The organism is Lysinibacillus sp. UBA6686, from assembly GCF_002455205.1.
GTDB lineage: Bacteria > Bacillota > Bacilli > Bacillales_A > Planococcaceae > Lysinibacillus > Lysinibacillus pakistanensis.
Genome location: NZ_DKJS01000085.1, coordinates 179,793 through 198,657, shown reverse-complemented (window position 1 = coordinate 198,657; position 18,865 = coordinate 179,793). Strand labels below are relative to the sequence as shown.

Genomic DNA, 18,865 nt, shown 5'->3' with positions numbered 1-18,865 from the left:
AGCAGCAGGGCTATAAAAATTTAACCATTGCCAATCGTACAGTAGCCAATGCACAGGCGATTGTCGATGAAATGGGTACAGGTCAGGCTATATCCTTAACAGAGGCTGAAGCAACCTTAGCTGATTTCTGCATTTTGGTGCAAATGACATCGGCTGGACTTGCTACGGGCAATTTTTCAATGCCATTTTCACTTGATCGTCTTACAAAGGGCGCAATTGTTGCGGATATTGTGTATAATCCATTAATGACACCTTTTCTACAAGCGGCTGAAGAAAAGGGAGCAACCATTGTCACAGGACTTGGAATGTTTGTTCATCAAGGGGCCATTGCCTTTGAGTATTGGCTAGGGCAATCCCCAAATACAAATTCAATGATTGCGCAATTAAAGGTGCAATTAGGAGGATACTAATTTTTATGTTAACAGGTAAACAAAAACGTTTTTTACGTGCAGAGGCACATCACTTAACACCAATTTTTCAAGTAGGAAAAGGCGGCGTTAATGACGAAATGACGAAGCAAATTCGTGAGGCATTAGAAGTACGAGAACTCATTAAAGTACGTATTTTAGATAACTGTGAGGAGGACAAGCATGAAGTTGCAGAAGCACTAGCAAAGGGTGCCCATGCAGAGCTTGTGCAATTAATTGGATTAACAGTTGTTTTATATAAAGAATCTCGCAATCAAAAAAAGATTGTACTACCGAAAGCAACGAAATAAGGTGAGATGATGAAACGAATCGGTTTATTGGGAGGAACGTTCAATCCACCGCATAATGGCCATTTAATGATGGCAAATGAGGTACTTCATGCATTGAATTTAGATGAAGTACGCTTTATGCCTAATGCGCTGCCACCCCATAAGTTTGCACGTCATGATGCCAGTGATATGGAGAGGCTAGAAATGGTTAAGCGTGCTATAAGTCCTTATCCACATTTTTCTGTGGAGTCGTATGAGGTAGAGAAGGGTGGCGTATCCTATTCATATAAGACACTTTCTGCATTGTGCATAAGAGAGCCAAATGTAAAATTTTACTTTATCATTGGAGGCGATATGATTGATTCCCTTCATTCATGGTACTGTATTGATGAGCTGGTGAACCTTGTACAATTTGTAGGGGTAAAGCGTCCAAGGACTGAGGCTAATTCAGAGTACCCTATTTTAATGGTGGAAGTTCCTCAAATCGATTTATCGTCCACACTAATTCGAGAACGTCTTGCCACGGGAGGAACAGTTACCTTTTTATTGCCTGAAGCGGTAGAGGCATATATACGAGAGGAAGGTCTTTATGGAACGCGAACAGTATTTAGCGGCGATTAAGACTCGAATGCCTGAAAAGCGCTATATTCATACCATTGGGGTAATGGAAACAGCTATAGAACTAGCCAAAAAGTATGGCGAAGAAGAGAAAAAAGCAGAAACAGCAGCAATCCTTCATGATATTGCAAAATATGCTGAAATTGAATGGATGGAGAATATTGTTCGTGCTGAAAAATTAGATGCTCGTCTGCTTGGCTGGGGTAGTGAACTGTTGCATGGTCCAGTAGGTGCATATATCGCTGAAAGTGAATTTGCATTAACAGATGAGGATATGCTTAATGCGATTCGTTTTCATACAACAGGGCGTGCTGGTATGAGCCGTTTAGAAAAAATAATTTTTGTAGCGGATATGATTGAGCCTAATCGTAAATTTGATGGTGTAGATCGTCTGCGTAAAAAGGCGGAAAAAGGTTTGGATAAAGCGATGAGTGCCTGTGTGCGCCATACATTGGCTTTTCTAATTGACACAAAACAGCCAATTTATCCATTATCAATAGAATGTTATAACGATATGATGAAAAGAGAGGACAGTGAAGGATGACTTCAACTTTATTACAAGCAGCTTACAAAGCAATTGACGACAAACATGGGGAGGACATTGTCGTTTTAAATATGCAAGGTATTTCACTTTTAGCGGATTATTTTATCATTGCTCATGGTAACTCTGATCGCCAAGTGCAAGCTATTGCGCGTGAGTTACAGGACGTAGCTGAAAAAGAGGGCTATGAAATTCGTCGTGTTGAAGGTTTCGATGCAGCTCGCTGGGTTCTAGTAGACTTAGGAGATGTAGTGGCACACGTATTCCATAAGGATGAGCGCGCTTATTATAATTTAGAGCGTCTATGGGGCGATGCACCGCAACTAGACATCCCCGAGGCTTAAGTGAGTAGCTACGAACGTTTTGCCCATGTGTATGATGAGCTGCAAGTCGATATCCCCTACGATAAATATGTAGAATGGATTTTGCAGCATGCACCGTGTAATCAATTCCCTAATCTCTTAGACATCGGCTGTGGTACAGGTGTACTTATTCTGTTATTAGCAAGGGCTGGTTATAGTGTGAGTGGAATTGATCTATCTGAAAATATGCTCTCAATTGCCGCAAAGCGATTTGCTGATGTAGGATTACATGTCCCCCTATTTTGTATGTCAATGGATGAATTAGAGGGCTTTGAGGCGCTTGACGTTGTAACAATAGCTATTGACTCATTAAATTACGTCGTACAGGAAAAAGCAGTTTATGCTACGTTAGAGCGAATATATGTTGCTCTAAAGGATGGCGGTCAACTATTTTTTGATGTGCATTCACTTTATAAAATGAATGATATTTTTTTAGATAGTCCATTTACGTATGACGACGGTGATATTAGCTATGTATGGCATACGGAGCCCGGTGATTTCGAACACTCTGTTATTCATCAAATGACTTTTTTTGTTAGAGATGCTGTAAGTGATTTGTATGAACGCTTCGACGAGGAGCATATTCAACGTACATTCCCGATTGAGCAATATATGACATGGCTTCGTACAATTGGTTTCAATCATGTGGAGGTAACCGCGGATTTTACAGATGATGCCCCTGAATACGAAAGTGAACGCATTTTTATTCGTGCGGTGAAATAGAAAAACAGCTTGTTGGTATATATCCAGCAAGCTGTTTTGTTTTTTAAGGCCTAAAAGAAAAAAGTGACGGATAGAATCCACAAATCAGTGGATAGAATAGTCAAAATGATGGATATAGTTCAGCAACAGTTGTCCCTTTTAAAGTCTTGGGTCGACAGGGTCGCTTTCAAGTGCTAATGTGCCTAGTACACATTCATGTATGCGGGCGGTTGATTCGCCTCTGACAAAACGCTCAATCCCTTCTAATCCAAGTGCGAATTCACGTAATGCATTCCTCATTTTTTTACTTGGGTTGCGTTCTTTAAGTTTNNGTTTTATTAAATTTGAAGTCTGTAAATAATCCATGCCATAGATGATGCGCAAATACTCGCGCCCACGTACTTTAATTGCTGGTTGTATTAATTTGCCTTTATATGTTGTTACAAATAGTTCAGGTTTAATCACAATCCCTTCATGACCAGCAGCAGTCATTTCCTCCCACCATGCTATAACCTCCTGCTCAGAGGCTTCATCATGAATAATTTTATAGTCTGTTTCAATAAAGATTTCGGAGTTTTTGGCAAATAGTCGATTCATTTCCATATGCCATGTATGTGGTTTGTGGAAATACGTTTCAGCGCTATGTGCTAATACATGGAAGGGAGCTATTAGAATCCCTGACGTGTCTTGAACCTCCCAGCAGTAGTTTTGATAAATCGTTGAAAATTGTTGTGCATTGTTAAGTAAATATTGATAGTCTTGAAGCCATTCTGATACATTGATTTGTGTTGTATTTTGTAATTTCTCTACAAGCTTTGAACGGTCCATCAGTGCTTGTTCAGCGACATGTGCATATTGCTGATCAATTAGCTGCTGTGCTTTTAAGTTCCAAGGTAGAATTTCGGCATCAAGCAAAACAAAATTTGTATTAAATTGTTCAAAGTAGTTTTTCCCATGCAGTTCAGAATGGAGCTGTTGAACAATTTTATATTCCATCTCTTTATCAAAAAAGCGTCTGCCTGTTCTAGTAGTCAGAATACCAAGTATTTCCATATCTATATATTCTTTCGCAATATGTTCATCCTTAAATAATAAGACTACTGCACGACTCCCCATATGCTTCTTTTCGGCAATCATTGTTTGCACGCCATGTTTTTTATAATATGCAAATGCTTCAGCAGGATGCTCTAAAGTATTGTCAAGAGCAGAAGTTTGCGGAGTGGGACTCATAGTTGGTGGTATATAAATAAGTTGTTCTAAGGGTACTGTATAGTGAGAAACGCTGTCGATAGCCGCTTTTGCCTGCGCACCACCAATTTGAATCGCGCCCAAGTACGAGGTTTCAACAGCAAATCCCGTTAAAAATGCCGCAATGTTCGGTGGCTCGAATCGTTTTGCTTTTGCTTCGAGTAAGGGATTATTTTGCGTACCAGCATAGTTTTTATAGGCATTTACAGACATAATTGTTTGTTCAGGATATCGAAATGCGGTTAATTGACCACCAAAGACAACACCCTGATCGATATTCAAAGTATGATTCTGTCTAAGAGGATTGATTTTTGGGTCATGCCCCCAAATAATTAACTGGGATGTTTGATGCTCAGTATACCAATCATTACGTATAGGCTTGCCAGAAATATCTAGCTCTTGTACATCTCCATAGCGACAGAAATCAGAAATTCGAGCTGATTGCTTGCCTATATAACGGTCACGGATTCCTGCATGCGTGACAACAGCGGATGCAAGGCCTTTATTCATCAGCACATAATGGGAGGGTGCGGATAATAAACATTTTGCTAGTCGAGCTTTTAAGGCTGCTGTTTGCGTTCCTCCATAGGTATTTTCATAGTTCATAAATTCTGCTTCTACCAGCTCATCCCCATGATGCAATGATACATTATGTCCATCTAACCAACGAGCAATTTTCCAGCCATGATTACTATCGGTCATAAAGGCAAGCCCGCGTTCAATATGACGTTCAAAAAAGTCCATGGTTTTGATTGATTTTGGCCCTCTACTCATAATATCGCCCACTGAAACAAAGCGCCGGCCTTGTGGGTGAATATAGTAACCTTCCTTATTTACTTCGTATTCTAGCTTTTCAAGTAATTCAAGTAATTCGTCATAACAACCGTGAATATCGCCAATAATATCAAGCCCTGCATCTACATTTAGATATAAAGGGGACTCTTGTCTAGTTAGCGTTAGTGCCTCTATTTCTTTTACAAAATATGTTTTCAAAAACGACTCTTTTTTTATCAATCGTTTTTCTGATTTCAATAATCGTGCCTGTTGTTTAATACGTTTATTTCCTCTTGGGTCATTACGCATCGTATCACGTCGTAGTAATTCTTCTAGGGGAACATCTAATACAATTGCACAAACAGGAACATGTAGTTTTTTACCAAGTAAAATGTATTGTTGACGTTCTTCCGATTTTAGGTGAGTTGCATCGACAAAGGTGCATTTATTTAACGTACATCTTGCTTCTAAAACCCGCTCCATAACGGCAAATGCTTGCGTTGAGATTGCGAAATATTGTTCATATAAAAGTTCTGCTTCTTCCTGTGAATGCCCTTGAAAATTTATATAATTCGAATCTGAAACAAGTGTCCGATATGTATCTGAACTAATGATTTCTGAAGGAGAAAGGATGCCTGTATTTACCCAGTGTTGTAAAAGTGTAGATTTCCCACTATTGGATGGACCAATTAGCAGAACAATCCCAGTGCTTGGTATGGTAATGTTCATAAAATCATCTCCTTTTTTTCCTGAAAATACACATTTGAGTAGGTTGTCCATATAGCTCGTGCCGATCACCAATGCCTGTAAATGAAAGCTCATATTGTTCATGAGTATTCATCGTAGAACACCATTCTTGAAATTGTTCTCGAGTCCATTCAAATCGGTGATCATTATGACGCATAGTATTCAATTCATAAACCTTATTATATTCAGCATTTGGTGTTGTAAGGATTAATGTTTGGGGACTGTATTGAGTTAGCAATAATGACATAATCTTGGGAAGACGCTCCTCATCAATATGTTCAATAACCTCACATAATACAATGACATCCTTATGCTGTAAACGTGCATCATAATAGAATAAAGAACCCCATGTAGGTGTAGGGGATACAGATACTCCCTCTAGCGCTTCAAAACGCTTAAGCGCTTTTTTCATAGCTATTTCACTTGGCTCAACAGCAAGCAGCTCTTCAACATCTTCTATATAGGCAAGTAAACTTGAAAGCTTGCCCTCACCAGAGCCTAAATCCACAATAGACGATTTTCGTGGTAGCTGTTTAATCGTTTCCACTATTTTTTCATAGCGTAATGTATTTAGAGAATTAGGAGAAGGTTTTGCTATTGTACTCTTAGCGTATAGATGGGAGAAGCGAAGTGCTTTTTTATAAATAACCTCTTTCATTGGATGTGTAGCTAACCAGCCCTCTCCATAGCGATTAAGCTTATCTACCTCTAATTGATCGATAAAATAGTGCTTGTAATCATCTAACACTGGGATGAGCACAAAAAGATGTTGCAATGCTTGTTGAAGAGTGATGTCCGCTGATAATGTTAGAAAACGTGCACGGTGCTGGTGATGTATAGCCTCAGTGCTGACAGTATACCCTAGAGGCTCAAATAGGTCACTTATCTCTTCATTTGTCATTGTGGATGCGATGGGTCCCACTTCAAATTCAAATGCAAATGAATGTAAGACCCATTCCGAATACGCCTCTTTTGGCTTACCATTTAATGCTGTGCCTAAAGCTGAGCGAATAAGAGATAAAAAAATACTGCTGGCAGCGAATTCACGATCATTAATATAGTGTGTTATATCAAGTGCATGGTCATTTTGAACAAGGGCAAGTGAATCTGGTGTAACAAAAATGGTTACCGCTAGATTTGTTTCAGTGAACTCATGATAGACAAGTCGAACTAAATGCTCCCTGACTCTTCGTTCATAAAGATTATTAGGATTTTTTGAAAGTAAATAGGAGATAGCTTTCACATTTTCTCCCTTTGCTCGTATCGTTAGCTGCATTGTCATCCTCCATTTCTGTACGCAAAGGTTTGCTGTGTCTCTTTCAAAGCATAACACAATTTTGCCTAATACTGTCAGAGTCTAATGTTTTGTGAATCAAAAAGTAGTTATATTATTTTATCTCTATATTCAGCAAATGTTTTTTATATCGAAAACAAAACGGCAGATGTTTTTTGCGCGAAAGCGTAGCGGCAGCAGCAGCTACAATTACGTCAAGGTAAAATTGATTGTCGAACTATCTTTTCAATACAAGGATAATATTGTAAGATGAAATAGACTCCATATGATTACCTTTTGCAAAAGAAAGGATGTAGAGAATGCTCCAATCTTTATGGCAAAAGTATAAAAAGAGTATGTTGCTCCCCGCCATACTTGTAATCAGTGGACTTTGTTACTTCTTTTTTTCGAGTTCCGACTCTTCATCCCCCCAGGAAGAGCTCATCGAAACCATCCAACCAATTGAACAAATTGAACAAGATGAACCTGCAAAAGAGGCGGTCATTCAGCAGGTATCAGTGGATATTAAGGGTGCTGTTATGTATCCAGGTGTTTATGAGCTTCAAGCCGACCAACGTATTGTGGATGTAGTGCAGCTAGCAGGTGGCTATACACAGGAAGCTGATCCCCAACTCATTAATCATGCCCAAAAAGTTCAGGATGAAATGGTAATTTATATCCCTGTTAAGGGTGAAAAGCTAGACGAGATCATGGCTTCCATTCTAGCGATGTCTACTAGTGGGATATCAACCAATGAAGGGTCTCAAAAAGATCAAAAGGTCAATTTAAATCAAGCAGATGAAGCAACCTTGTCAACTTTATCTGGGATTGGCCCGTCTAAGGCACAAAGTATTATCTCCTATCGTGAGGAGAATGGGCGCTTCACAACGATTGAGGATTTAAAAAAAGTAAGTGGAATTGGTGAAAAAACGTTTGAGAAGCTGAAGGATTCTATTACAGTAAAGTAATAGCTACAAACTTTGTCATATTGACGACTCTTTTTAAAAAGGGCTACACTATAGTAGAAAAGTGATATGACAAAATGTTAGATTTTTAAGTGATTGATAGTAAATTATTATGGAGGTAGTCATATGGAGCGAATTACTTGGGATCAATTTTTTATGGCACAAAGCCATCTTCTTGCATTGCGTAGTACATGTACAAGACTAGCTGTTGGCGCAACTGTTGTACGGGATAAACGAATTATTGCTGGTGGCTATAATGGCTCAATTACAGGTGATGAACATTGTATTGAAAAGGGATGCTACGTTGTAGACAATCATTGTGTACGGACAGTACATGCTGAGATGAATGCACTTCTGCAATGTGCTAAATATGGTACACCTACAAAGGGTGCAGATCTATATGTGACTCATTTTCCATGTCTCCCATGCACAAAGTCCATAATTCAAGCGGGTATTGAGCGTGTGTACTATGCGACAGATTATAAGAATAACCCGTATGCACAGGAATTATTTGAAAAAGCAGGTGTGGAGGTTGTTCACGTACCATTTGATGAACGTAAAATCGACTTTTTAAGCGATGAAAAATTAGCCTTGTACATAGACATACTAAACGAGCTTCGTGAGAGTGGTATGTCTGCTGAAAAATTGCGCCCATATGAACAGAAGGTGAGTGCATTATTTGGCAAAAATCTTTAAAGCATAAATGGGTTTACGTAGCATTAGCTGTACTTGTAGCCTCGATAGCGGCATATAAGTCAGCTTGGCTACTGTCTATTCTCCTCCTTATTGTCGTTTGGCTATACTTGAAGAATGAACCCCATTTCATCTCAGGTCTAGTAATCGGCACCGGATTGCTTAGCTATCTCTACCTTGTTACATTTCAACTGACGGAACCTTCCCCGCTGCCGTCGACATTTCAAATTACTTGGACAAGTGAATATAAAATAAATGGTCAAAACCTTAGAGGCTTTGCAAAAACTAAGACAGGTGACAAACTATATATAGTGTATACATTTTCTTCTGAGCAGGAGAAAAACGATTATGAAAATAACTCATTAACAGGCTTCACCTACCTTGTAAAGGGCGAATTAAGTGCACCTATTCCACCAGCCCATCCATATGCATTTTCGATGGAGAAATACTTACTAAGCAAAGGTGCAGTTGGAATAGTTGAGATTTCAGACTGGATATTTGTAGAAGAGAACAAATCGATTCAGTCTTTTCTTGCAAAGCAGAGACACACAATAAAAAAACATATTGAGAGAACGTTTCCACAATCGCTCGTTGCAGAGGCACAAGCACTTCTAATTGGTTTACAGGATCAAGTAGATAACGAGCTTCAACGAGCCTATCAAAAGCTTGGTATTACACATCTTTTTGCGATTTCAGGACTACATGTGGCTCTTGTGTCATGGTTATTTTTTGAAGGTCTCTTACGGATAGGAATACGGAGGGAAATAGCGACTATAGTGCTTGTTATTATTTTACCCATATATGGGGTATTAGCAGGTGGGGCTCCCTCAGTTTGGCGTGCAGTATCTGTCGTGGAATTAATGCTACTAATGCGCCATGTTAAGTGGCAACTTCCAATCGATGATGCGCTTGCTATTAGTTTTATAGGCTTTGTCCTCCTTGAGCCGGGTGTTATTTTTCAAATTGGCTTTCAATTATCCTATTTAGCTACTAGCAGTCTTATTTATTCAGGTGTTATCTTTAAGCAAACGACGACTACGTTGAGTCGTTCCTTTTTCATTACGCTTGTTTGTCAGCTGCTGGTTTATCCATTATTACTGCATCATTTTTATGAAATTTCTATTTCTTCCTTTATGGCAAACATTATTTTTGTTCCACTATTTTCCTTTATTATTTTACCCATTAATATTGTACTGCTAGCACTAACGTTTATATCCTTACCTATCGCAAAAATTTGGTTTGCTATCTACGAGCCACTACGAGTTTGGCTTACAGAGTTTATCCTTTATATTCAACAGTGGCCATTTCAATTATGGACACCAGGGAAGCCATCCTTTTGGCTAATTTGTATAGCAATGGGTAGTGTATTAGTGGGCTTATATTATTTAGAAAAGAAGCATTATGGTAAATTTGTAGCTGTGATTCTGTTACCTGCATTTGTTATTCATGTGTCTCCAATACTGTTTAAAGAAACTAAGCTTACATTTTTAAACGTAGGGCAAGGAGACTGTACGGTGATTGAATTACCGTTTAGAAGGGCTGTCTATGTCATTGATTCAGGAGGTATACTGCGCTTCGAGCAGGAATCATGGAAGACAGCAGAAAGTCCATATGAAGTTGGGAGGCAGATAGTTGTACCATTTTTAAAGGGTAAAGGAATTCGTGATATAGATATTTTTATCGTTACCCATGCAGATGCAGATCATGTAGAGGGGGCTGAGGAGGTTTTGCAGGAAATTAATATGCAGGAAATTCATGTTACTCCTGGTTCACTTGATAAGCCCGTGATGCAAAATTTATTAATCGAAGCCAAAAAGCGAAGAATTCCAGTGAAAGAAAAGATGCAAGGGACTGCCTGGCAAATGGGAAATATTAGCTTCCATTATTTGTGGCCGCGAGATACTCACTATGAGGGAAATAATGATTCAATTGTTCTGTTTGTGCAGCAGGGAAGCTTTCGTGCATTATTAACAGGTGATTTGGAGGAGCCTGGTGAACATCAGCTAATCAAGCTATATAAAAGTCAATTAGCGAATATAACGTTACTGAAGGCAGGACATCATGGTAGTAAAACTTCCAGTACAGAACAGTTTGTGGAGCTGCTGCGACCTGAACTAACTATTTTTAGCGCAGGGCTTCGGAATCGATATGGACATCCACACGAAGAAGTAATGCAGCGTTTCTTCAGTCGCAATCTTCCTACATTGATTACGGGTATAGATGGTACGATTGAAGTGCGCGTTCACGAAAATATATGGTCAGTGCAAAAGGAAAAAGACCTTGTCCAATAAGGAGGGTCTTTTTCCTTCGTACATTTTGTTCGATTATTTAGATACGAATTCTACTATAGTTGCGATGATAAACATAAGTGTAAACACTCCAAATGATACACCGAAACCAACGCCAGAATCGATTGCATCATTACGGCGACATTGTATGTTTTTTCCTTCAAATGGATTCATTGTTATCCCTCCAATTCTGTTATTTATTATAAGACATCATTTTCATAAAAGCTATATCGAAAAGGAGAATTCATGCTGTGGCAAGGAATCGACACAATTCAGTCAAAGTCACATAGGGAAAATAAATGATGTATACTAATAGTATTGCTAGATGGAGGGAAAAGTATGATTTCAACGGTTTGGAACAATATCAAAAAAGCACAGCTCTCACCAGTTTATTTACTCGTTGGTGAAGAAAACTATTTTATAGATGAAACGGTGAAACGTATAAAAGAGGCAATGGGGCCAGAAGAAGAGCTAGAATTGTCTACATTTGATTTAGAGGAAGTACCTGTCGATGCTGTGATGGATGAAGCAGATACCATTCCTTTTTTCTCTGAGCGTAAGCTAATTATAGCCAAAAATGCCTCTTTTTTAAAAGCGACTGAAAAGGGAAAGGAAAAAATCGACCATGACATTAAGCGATTGGAGGCATGGCTGGCGAATCCCTCTGATTTTTCGATAACTATATTTATCGCACCCTATGAAAAATTAGATGAACGTAAGAAAGTAACAAAAATGATGAAGGAACATGCGCTATTAGTACAGGCTGAAACGCCAAAAGAACAGGATTTAGCCGTATGGGTTCAAAGTGTTGTAAAAGCAGAGGGCAATAGTATTACACAAAATGCTATTGAGCAGCTTGTAGCGATGGTTGGACCTAATATGCTACAGCTACAAATGGAAATTGAGAAGCTAAGTCTTTATTTAGGTGATGGAGGAGAAATTACAACTTCGTTAGTCGAGGATTTAGTCGCTAAAACATTAGAGCAGGATGCCTTTAAAATGTTAAATGCTTATTTTGCAAACGACTCTGTCGGGGCTTTGACAATTTACCATGATTTATTGCGTCAAAAGCAAGAGCCAATCATGCTTGTTGGATTGCTTGCATCCAATGTACGAACGATGTCCAATGTATTTTATTTATTGAAAAAAGGCTATCATCCACAGCAAATTGCAAAAAATTTAAAGATACATCCATATCGTGTGAAGTTAATGGTGGAGCAGCGTAATCGTCCATCAGAGGAGAGTCTGCTGAAAGCATTGTATCAATTAGCAAAAGTCGATTTACAGTTAAAGTCCACTGGGGGAAATCGTGAGCGTTATTTAGAGCTTTTTTTATTGCGTCAACTTTAATCAGTAATTGAAGAGCTGTCCAGTGTTAAAATGGACAGCTCTTCTTTATCCCTATAAATAAAAAGACCAGCTACTCTTAATAGAGTATACTGATCCTTTAAACAATTACGCTTTTTTAGCAAGGCGAGACTTTTTACGAGCCGCCGCGTTTTTGTGGATAAGTCCTTTTGAAGCTGCTTTATCTAAAGATTTGTAAGCTGCTTGTAAAAGTTCTTGTGCGTTTTCAGCATTAGCAGCAACAGCGTTTTCAGCTTTTTTCACTGTAGTACGCATTGCAGATTTAGCTTGAGAGTTAGCAGCGTTAGCTTTAGCGTTAACTTTTACGCGTTTAATTGCAGATTTAATGTTTGGCATATCTTTCACCTCCTAAATTAGGTACGAGATGATATCTTCTCATTGATTTCTTGTGTCAATACAACAAAAATCATTTTAACAAACGCTTGGCCAAATTGCAATAGATTTATGCAAAGAATATTTACTTGACAGTTTGAACAAACTATAGATTGAGGTGAACTGTATGCAAAATTTAAATTGGCAACGTACGGATTTAATCGATGAATCTGAAGAGGTTGTTTTACATCAAACGAAAGAGCAAAAAGATACTCTTGAACAATCGAGCGGGATTCAAATTGAAGATCGGACTGCTGGACGAGTAAAGATTACAGATGTATTAGTGGACTCAGAAGGTGAAAAGCAAATAGGTAAAAAGAAAGGTCAATATATTACTCTCTCAGTACCAACCTTGACACTAGATGATCACGACGGATTTGAGCAGCTTGAGAATGAGCTGCTTGTAAATTTTAAGAAAATGCATGAAGCAATCTCTTGGAATAAAGATGACAAAATTTTAATTATTGGTTTAGGTAACCGTACTATTACACCTGATGCAATAGGACCATATCTTATTGATCATTTGCATAGCCTTGATGTAATTGATGAAAAATTTGTCATGTATGCGCCAGGTGTAACAGGACAAACAGGCTATGAAACAGGAGAATTTGTTGCTGCAATAGCAGAGCGGCTAAAGCCTAAATTAATTATTGTTGTCGATGCTCTGGCGACAAGAGCTAGCAATCGATTATGTAAAACTATTCAATTAACAAATACTGGTATACATCCAGGTTCTGGCGTAGGGAATCAGCGTAAGGAGATTTCCTATGAGATGCTAGGGATTCCCGTAACAGCTATTGGTATCCCAACAGTTGTGGATGCACCCGTATTAATAGCAGATGCTGTAGAGCTTATGATGCGATCGATAGCTGCACGGGTTGCAGAACGGAGTAAGCCGTCATCCAAATTATCGTTGTCATCATGGCAGCCAGATATCAATAAAGAATTAGATATGTCTGTAGTCAAACCAATCTTTGGTGAGTGGGCTACTTGGTCAAAGGAGGAGCGTCAACAATTGTTTGAAGAGACGTTCGCAGGCTCACATACACAGCTGATGGTGACGCCAAAGGAAGCAGATTATTGGATAGATAACTATGCGAAACTTGTTTCATCTATGCTGATGAAATGGGCAAATAAACTCTAATTTTTTTCGTTCTAAAAGGTACACACCCTCCATACGATAAGGGGAGGAGGGTGTGACTTTGCTAAAAAAACTACAGTGGTCATTTGGTTTATTATTGTTCTTCTTCGTATTACCTGTCATTGCTGGGCAACTTCCGTTCAACAAGCAAGCATCGACTCCGATTAAACAACCCGAGGATAAGCAAGTCGTGTTTGCCGCTACGAATCTAGCTGAACAAAGTGCACTAGAGCAGACAAAAGAAACGAATCCTTTTAAAGTATTATTATTGTTTACGCATTCTCAGGAATCCTATCAACCTATAGTGAAAGCTGTCAGCGGGAAAGCAGAAGTTTATGATGAGAAAACAAATATTTTTAATTTACAAGGTACTATTTCTAAGCACTTTAGTATGAATGGTATTCAAACAGATGTTTTAGATGTTGACGTTATGAAGGTAATGAAGCTTGAGGGAAAAACTTTTCCAGATGCTTATAATACGGTGCGTCCTTATTTATCTAAACGTTTGCAAGAGCAAACCTATGATTTAGTTATTGATTTGCATCGAGATTCTGCCAAGAAAAATGCTACAACGATCACACACAACAATGAGTCCTATGCTCGTATTGCCATCGTTGTAGGAGCAGAGCATAAAAATTATAGATGGAATACTGCTTATGCAGAAAGCTTATCAGCTGCTATGAATGAAATTGTGCCGAAAATTTCTAGAGGTGTAATCTCTAAAAGCGGTGATAATGTGGATGGACGCTATAACCAGGATTTGACAAAAGAAATGATTTTAATTGAACTAGGTGGAATAGATAATACAGAAGAAGAATTGAATCGTACAATCGCTATAATTGGGAAAGCCATTGCGAAATCCTTTATTACAGAAAAGCAGGAATTATAAAAGAGATTTAGCAGAATGATTCGCCTTCTTTTTACTAATGTTCAAGAAGGCGAAATCGTTTCTTGGACAAAGTGTCTCATTATAAAAAAATTACCAAAAATTTTTATAGGGAAAAGCCTTTAAATTGTTTATTTCATGCCTTATAATTTTCGAGTTAGCTCTTACGATTAAGGCATATGCATTAGGCAAATACGCTTTTGAAGCATCTACCATTTATGGGGATGCTTTTTTGGAATGAATATACATATAGATGTACGATATGGTATTTTAGACGAATAAAAATTTTGCGAATAGTGCACTTCTTATCAACTTTTAAAGTGCCTTATTCGTCATTATATAAGTGAACATACAAAAGGAGACGATGTTTGGATTTAATATACGGAAAAAGGTTTATAAATTATTGGGAGAAGGAATATTATGTCAGGCAAGTCATTCAATCATCGTTATATCCCTGGACTCGACGGGATTAGAGCATTAGCAGTACTAGCTGTTATTGCTTACCATTTTAATTTCAAATGGGCCAGTGGTGGATTTTTAGGAGTCGATATCTTTTTTGTTTTATCGGGGTATTTAATTACCTCAACTATTTTACCTTTAAAAGGAAATAAGTTAACTGTTGGATTAAAAAAGTTTTGGATAGGGCGATTTCGACGCTTACTACCAGCTGCCTATGTCATGATTATTGTAACATTTGCATGGGCGACTCTATTTCATAAGGAGCTACTTCATACACTACGTGGTGATGCAATTTCCTCAATTTTTTATTCAAGTAATTGGTGGTTTATTTTTCACAAACTCTCCTATTTTGATAGTTTTGGTTCCCCTTCACCATTGAAGAATTTATGGTCGTTAGCCATTGAGGAACAATTTTATTTATTATGGCCAATCCTTTTAATGCTAGGGCTTCTTGTGGTCAAAAAGAAAAATAAGCTCGCCATTTTCGTTTTTTTGGGCGCACTCGGTTCTGCAATGCTAATGGCTATACTATATCAACCAGGTGCTGATCCCAGTCGTGTATATTATGGAACAGATACGCGTTCCTTTGAATTGCTAATAGGTTGCTGGTTAGCTCTTATCTGGCCGATGAAAAGACTTTCATCACAAAAAATCTCTACGGATCATGTCTACCAACTAAATAGTGTAAGCTTAGTAGCTTTTAGTATTTTCATTGTCAGTATTTTGTTTGTGGATGAATATCAATCTTTCCTATATCGAGGAGGGATGTTCGTATTTTGCTTAAATGCAGCCATCTTAATTGGTTGCGTCTGTCACCCAGTTAGCTTTTTAGGAAAAATCCTTTCTTGGAAGCCTTTGCGTTGGATTGGGTCAAGATCGTACGGGATTTATCTATGGCATTATCCGATTATTGTGCTAGGTACTCCAGTGCGAGAAATAGGTAACCCAGCCTATTGGCGAGTTACTTTACAACTGCTGATTATCTTTACAATTGCAGAACTATCCTATCGTTTTATCGAAATGCCGATTCGTAAGGATGGGTTCCGCTGTTACTTTAGACAGTACTTTGTATTCAATAAACACAAATGGGGAAGCTTCACGCTTGCCAGGAAAATTTCAACCACGCTCATTCCACTTTTCCTCCTAGTATTTTTTACAGGAATGACAGGGGTTGTGGGCGAAGAAAAAATAGAATCGATTGAATCACGGCCAACGACTATTAAAATAGATGGTGGAACAGAGCAGCATTCAACCCATCATGATGCTGAAAAGGAGCAGGAAACATCTCAGCCAGGTTCGTTAAGTGATGAAGAAGAGGGTGTTGATTCAAATACGGATCAAAATGCAGTAGAGCCTGAGCAGGGGGAAAATGAGACAGAAGTTCATGAATCGTATAGTGGAATATTAGCTATTGGCGATTCTGTAATGATAGATATTGCTCCGAGCTTACATAATATCTACCCCAGCATTACGATAGATGCAAAGATTGGTCGCCAAGTTTCACAAGCGGTTAAATTAGCTCCTTATTATGCAAGCTTTAATCAACCAGATAAAGCAGTCATCATTCAGCTTGGAACAAACGGGTATTTTACCAATACACAAATTGATACTCTTTTAAAGGCTTTTTCCAATGCTGATATTTATTTAGTAAATACGCGTGTACCTCGTTCTTGGGAGGGGAAAGTAAATCAAGCATTGCAACAGAAAGCACAGGAATATGAAAATATTACTTTAATTGATTGGCATGCAACTGCAATTAACCATCCTGAGTTTTTCGCTCCAGACGGCGTACATTTAGAGCAAAAGGGGATTGCTTCTTTAACAAATCTAATTCAACAAGCTATAGATGCGATTCATTGATTCGTATAAAAATCATAAATAGCCCGCAAACATTTTTTACAAATATTTAAGTATGGTTGAAACCTTTTTAATGGTTGCCCGTATTACTAGAATACATTTTTAATGAATTGCACTTAAAAAGGAGAAAAACATTTTTGAACTATTGAACAAAACAATTACTTTTTGTCATGTACTTAATTACGATTGCTGATGCATACTACTCAACATTACTGATTGAACCAAAAGCGCCCCCACAGCATCAGACGATTAAAGCATCTGCAATGACAACCATTCAAGTACGGTAGCAAACCTTATAAAAAGAAACAAACAGCAAAAAGCCTGAAGACTTCTATACTTCAGCCTATCAAGCAATTGCTGCAGAGTACTAAGAAGACAAAAGAAAAAATTTATAAAGCTAAGATGGATAGATTAAGTGAAAGACACAGCTATATGCGGGGCTCACCGTTTATTATTTATCACAATCACCGTATACGTTGCTGAAAACAGATGAAACAAAAGCTGCATTTGACTGTGCAGCTTTTTGTTTTGCTTAATATTTAAATGGATAAACCCTTTTTGGATATGATTTGCCCGCTCACTCTCTATTATAATCTAATTGTGTTATCATTTTGCTTTTTAATAGGAATAGTAATATTGATACTAGATGTTTACTTCCTCTTTTAAAGCTTACTACTTCTATAAAGCATAATTCTTTTTGTTAAACTATTTTGAAAAATAGAAATATATGCTAGACTTAACATTAAGTGAATAAGAATTGCAGTATAAAGGTGCTCTTTTAAGAGCTTAATAGGGAATTCGGTTTAAAGCCGAAGCTGTTTCCGCAACTGTAAGTGTAGATGACTACAGAAAATACCACTGTCGAACAAGGAAAAATGCCTTCAGTAGATGGGAAGGTTCTGAATAGGATACACGAGCCAGGAGACCTGCCTTTATTCCATCGTATTAACTCTCTTCGGAAGCTAGGAGAACTTACGGCAAATAGACGGACAGGCAAACTACGTTTTTGCGCCTTTTTTCTGTTTTCCATTAGATGCTTCCCCATTTTGGAGAAGCATCTTTTTATTTTCGAGTTAATTGCAAAAACATTCACGAAATAATAAAAATAGGAGGTTTTACAAATGGTTCGTTTCAAAAAATGGTGGCATTTAGCGTTAGTCCTACTTTTAGCATTTTCGCTCGTAACACCATCAGCCAGTGCAGCAGTATTACAGCCTGTAAGTCAAGAAGCACAATCAGCAGATTTTGATGTTCAGTTATCAGTAAAAGGTTTATGCGGTACTGGTTCATGCCATGAAATTTTAGAAGGAACAACAGTAAATGTTCAAGAAGGGACAACTGCGCTAGAGCTTGTAGAGCAAGTATTAGATGCCGAGGGTATTCCTTATGTAGTAGTTTCTACTCAATATGGTCCATATCTTCAATCAATTGATGGACTTGCGGCAGGCAGTTTAAATGGTTGGGATGGCTGGGTCTACACTGTAAATGGATATAGCCCCAATTTTGGATTAGCTGAGTATGAATTACAGGCTGATGATGTCGTTCATATTTATTACACTACATGGGCTAAATTAGAAACAGCAAGTGTAATTGCAGTAAATGATAACAATCCATCCGTTACGGTAAATTTAACTGGTGATTTATTTACGACACCAAACGGCTCTAATTTAGCAAACTGGACAATTAACACAGGGACAACAGCATTAACAGCTCAGTCAGTTACTATAAATGCAAACCAACAAGCTGTTATTACATTTGCAGGTCAAGCACAAGCAGGTACTATTACCATTACAGCCTCTGCTAATGCTTTATTCGGTAGTTCAGCAAGTGAGCCACTTGAAGTAAAAGTACAATAGCTAGATAAATGGATACTG

The 18,865-nt window shown here is 38.1% G+C and carries 18 protein-coding genes and 1 riboswitch; of the genes, 14 read left to right on the top strand and 4 right to left on the bottom strand.

Going from position 1 to position 18,865, the window contains the following annotated elements:
* The 6 genes from B2R82_RS23860 to B2R82_RS23835 form a co-directional block, all read left to right on the top strand.
* A partial coding sequence (locus B2R82_RS23860; protein WP_414674133.1) for a shikimate dehydrogenase family protein occupies positions 1 to 410 on the top strand: 410 nt, incomplete at its 5' end.
* A gap of 5 nt (positions 411 to 415) precedes the next feature.
* The gene (gene yhbY / locus B2R82_RS23855) at positions 416 to 718 is read left to right on the top strand and encodes a ribosome assembly RNA-binding protein YhbY (protein ID WP_283868833.1); all 303 of its coding nucleotides are present in this window, start codon (positions 416 to 418) and stop codon (positions 716 to 718) included.
* Positions 719 to 727: 9 nt separating this feature from the next.
* A complete protein-coding gene (locus tag B2R82_RS23850) occupies positions 728 to 1,318 on the top strand; it encodes a nicotinate-nucleotide adenylyltransferase (RefSeq protein WP_286927465.1) in 591 nt (196 codons plus the stop codon).
* Entirely contained in the window at positions 1,287 to 1,859 is a 573-nt protein-coding gene (gene yqeK, locus B2R82_RS23845) for a bis(5'-nucleosyl)-tetraphosphatase (symmetrical) YqeK (protein ID WP_286927434.1), read from the top strand. Before B2R82_RS23850 ends, yqeK begins: the two co-directional genes overlap by 32 nt.
* On the top strand, positions 1,856 to 2,200 hold the full coding sequence (rsfS, locus tag B2R82_RS23840; RefSeq protein ID WP_054771089.1) for a ribosome silencing factor: 345 nt from the start codon (positions 1,856 to 1,858) through the stop codon (positions 2,198 to 2,200). Before yqeK ends, rsfS begins: the two co-directional genes overlap by 4 nt.
* Positions 2,201 to 2,941: a class I SAM-dependent DNA methyltransferase gene (locus B2R82_RS23835; protein ID WP_286927433.1), complete on the top strand. Its 741-nt coding sequence runs from the start codon at positions 2,201 to 2,203 to the stop codon at positions 2,939 to 2,941. It abuts the gene before it with no gap.
* A gap of 138 nt (positions 2,942 to 3,079) precedes the next feature.
* On the opposite strand, the gene B2R82_RS23830 is transcribed toward B2R82_RS23835, so the two are convergent.
* A complete protein-coding gene (locus B2R82_RS23830; protein ID WP_286927432.1) occupies positions 3,080 to 5,671 on the bottom strand; it encodes a polynucleotide kinase-phosphatase in 2,592 nt (863 codons plus the stop codon).
* A 4-nt stretch (positions 5,672 to 5,675) separates the two neighbouring features.
* Positions 5,676 to 6,965 (bottom strand): methyltransferase domain-containing protein, encoded by a 1,290-nt coding sequence (locus tag B2R82_RS23825; RefSeq protein ID WP_286927431.1) that lies wholly within the window; start codon positions 6,963 to 6,965, stop codon positions 5,676 to 5,678.
* A 317-nt stretch (positions 6,966 to 7,282) separates the two neighbouring features.
* On the opposite strand from B2R82_RS23825, the gene B2R82_RS23820 reads away from it, so the two are divergent.
* The 3 genes from B2R82_RS23820 (at position 7,283) to B2R82_RS23810 (ending at position 10,911) form a co-directional block, all read left to right on the top strand.
* Positions 7,283 to 7,930, top strand: coding sequence for a helix-hairpin-helix domain-containing protein (locus B2R82_RS23820; protein ID WP_286927430.1), 648 nt, complete (start codon positions 7,283 to 7,285; stop codon positions 7,928 to 7,930).
* A gap of 123 nt (positions 7,931 to 8,053) precedes the next feature.
* Entirely contained in the window at positions 8,054 to 8,623 is a 570-nt protein-coding gene (locus B2R82_RS23815; protein WP_286927429.1) for a ComE operon protein 2, read from the top strand.
* Between the two features lie 107 nt (positions 8,624 to 8,730).
* Positions 8,731 to 10,911, top strand: coding sequence for a DNA internalization-related competence protein ComEC/Rec2 (locus B2R82_RS23810; RefSeq protein WP_286927428.1), 2,181 nt, complete (start codon positions 8,731 to 8,733; stop codon positions 10,909 to 10,911).
* Between the two features lie 33 nt (positions 10,912 to 10,944).
* On the opposite strand, the gene B2R82_RS23805 is transcribed toward B2R82_RS23810, so the two are convergent.
* Positions 10,945 to 11,082, bottom strand: a complete 138-nt coding sequence (locus B2R82_RS23805; RefSeq protein WP_082389351.1) for a YqzM family protein — start codon at positions 11,080 to 11,082, stop codon at positions 10,945 to 10,947.
* 165 nt (positions 11,083 to 11,247) lie between these two features.
* On the opposite strand from B2R82_RS23805, the gene holA reads away from it, so the two are divergent.
* Positions 11,248 to 12,258: a DNA polymerase III subunit delta gene (gene holA / locus B2R82_RS23800; protein WP_286927427.1), complete on the top strand. Its 1,011-nt coding sequence runs from the start codon at positions 11,248 to 11,250 to the stop codon at positions 12,256 to 12,258.
* 105 nt (positions 12,259 to 12,363) lie between these two features.
* Here holA and rpsT read toward each other — a convergent pair whose 3' ends face one another.
* Positions 12,364 to 12,612 carry a 30S ribosomal protein S20 gene (rpsT, locus tag B2R82_RS23795; protein ID WP_283868823.1) on the bottom strand — a complete coding sequence of 83 codons (249 nt, stop codon included), beginning with the start codon at positions 12,610 to 12,612 and terminating at the stop codon, positions 12,364 to 12,366.
* Between the two features lie 163 nt (positions 12,613 to 12,775).
* On the opposite strand from rpsT, the gene gpr reads away from it, so the two are divergent.
* The 4 genes from gpr (at position 12,776) to B2R82_RS23775 (ending at position 18,847) form a co-directional block, all read left to right on the top strand.
* On the top strand, positions 12,776 to 13,792 hold the full coding sequence (gene gpr / locus B2R82_RS23790) for a GPR endopeptidase (RefSeq protein WP_286927426.1): 1,017 nt from the start codon (positions 12,776 to 12,778) through the stop codon (positions 13,790 to 13,792).
* A gap of 52 nt (positions 13,793 to 13,844) precedes the next feature.
* Positions 13,845 to 14,678, top strand: coding sequence for a stage II sporulation protein P (spoIIP, locus tag B2R82_RS23785; protein WP_286927425.1), 834 nt, complete (start codon positions 13,845 to 13,847; stop codon positions 14,676 to 14,678).
* A gap of 417 nt (positions 14,679 to 15,095) precedes the next feature.
* Complete coding sequence (locus B2R82_RS23780) at positions 15,096 to 16,994, top strand: acyltransferase family protein (RefSeq protein WP_286927424.1); 1,899 nt, start codon at positions 15,096 to 15,098, stop codon at positions 16,992 to 16,994.
* Between the two features lie 748 nt (positions 16,995 to 17,742).
* Positions 17,743 to 17,939: riboswitch (cobalamin riboswitch) on the top strand.
* A 173-nt stretch (positions 17,940 to 18,112) separates the two neighbouring features.
* Positions 18,113 to 18,847 carry a DUF4430 domain-containing protein gene (locus B2R82_RS23775; RefSeq protein WP_286927423.1) on the top strand — a complete coding sequence of 245 codons (735 nt, stop codon included), beginning with the start codon at positions 18,113 to 18,115 and terminating at the stop codon, positions 18,845 to 18,847.
* The last annotated feature ends 18 nt before the right edge of the window (positions 18,848 to 18,865 follow it).